1 protein-coding gene is annotated in these 1,167 nt (G+C 64.4%); it reads right to left on the reverse strand.

Going from position 1 to position 1,167, the window contains the following annotated elements; translation table 11 throughout:
• Positions 1-189 precede the first annotated feature (189 nt).
• Positions 190-1,167: SEL1-like repeat protein (locus EOA60_RS33935; protein ID WP_164899806.1), on the reverse strand; the 978-nt coding region annotated here is incomplete at its 5' end.

The following is a 1,167-nucleotide window of genomic DNA, read 5'->3' on the forward strand; positions in this document are numbered from 1 at the left end:
CGTCTGTCTCGATCAGTTTGCCTGTCGGCGAATGCCGCCGTCCCCGGCAGTTTCGCACCGAAAAGCCAATTTTTTCTTGCGCGGCGCGGCGCCGGGGTCAAACCCCGGCGCCGCGCCGAAACGAAAACCGTCTCAATCAGTTAACAGGCAAATCTGTGGCAAGCCGTCGCGGAAGCGACGCGCCTGCCGTTATTTGTGCGCAAGCAGCGCCTTGACGAGTGGCGCGTCGATCTCGCCGGTCGGCTTCATCTTGTTGTCGGTCTGAAAGGCCATGATCGCGTTCTTGGTCTTGTCGCCCATAACGCCGTCGGCGCCGCCGGCATCATAGCCGTTCTTATTGAGGATCAGCTGGATGTTCTTCACCGCCTTCTTCATGTCGATGCCGGCGGTGGTCTGCGGCGTGCTGTCCTGCCAGGATTCCGGAATGTCGGCCGAGTTGCTGGCCGCGTTGAGCGGCTTGGCCTTCCACAGGTCCGTGGCGGCGCGCGCCCGCTCGAGCTGCTCGGGCCTGAGCGCATTGGCGATCTCGTCGCGTTTGGCCGCAGCGTCCTTGTCGCCGGTCTTGGCGACGAGAGCGAACCATTTGTAGGATTCCTCCAGGTTCTGCTTCATGCCGACGCCCTTGGCCGAAAGGATGCCGAGATTGAACTGGCTGTCCTTGACGCCGAGGCCGGCCGCCTCCTGGAACCAGTGCGCCGCCGACTCATTGTCGGTCACGCCGTCCGCCGCCATCGCGAACAGAACCGCCAGATTGTGCATGGCGCTGGCGTTGCCCTGTTCCGCCGCGAGTTGGTAATAGGTCTTGGCTTTCTTGATGTCGCGCGCGACGCCGATGCCCTTCTCGTAAAAATTGCCGATGCGGTATTCGGCCGGTGCGAAGCCCAGTTCGGCGGATTTCTCATACCATTTGGCGGCCGCCGCCATGTCTTCCTTGACGCCGCGCGATTCCGCGTAGCGCGAGCCGATCTCGAACAGCGCCTTGGCGTCACCGCCTGCGGCCGCGTCGTGCAGCGCCACCGGACCGATATCGGCCGGGACATCGATCTTGGTGGCCGAACTTGCCGTCTGGCCGCCGCCCGGCGAGACGGTGCCCGTGGTATCGGCGGACGTGGTTGCCGGCGTGCCGGCCGAGGAAGCACCGGCTGCGGCGGCACCGGGCATTGCTGT

Source organism: Mesorhizobium sp. M1A.F.Ca.IN.020.06.1.1 (assembly GCF_004023265.1).
GTDB lineage: Bacteria > Pseudomonadota > Alphaproteobacteria > Rhizobiales > Rhizobiaceae > Mesorhizobium.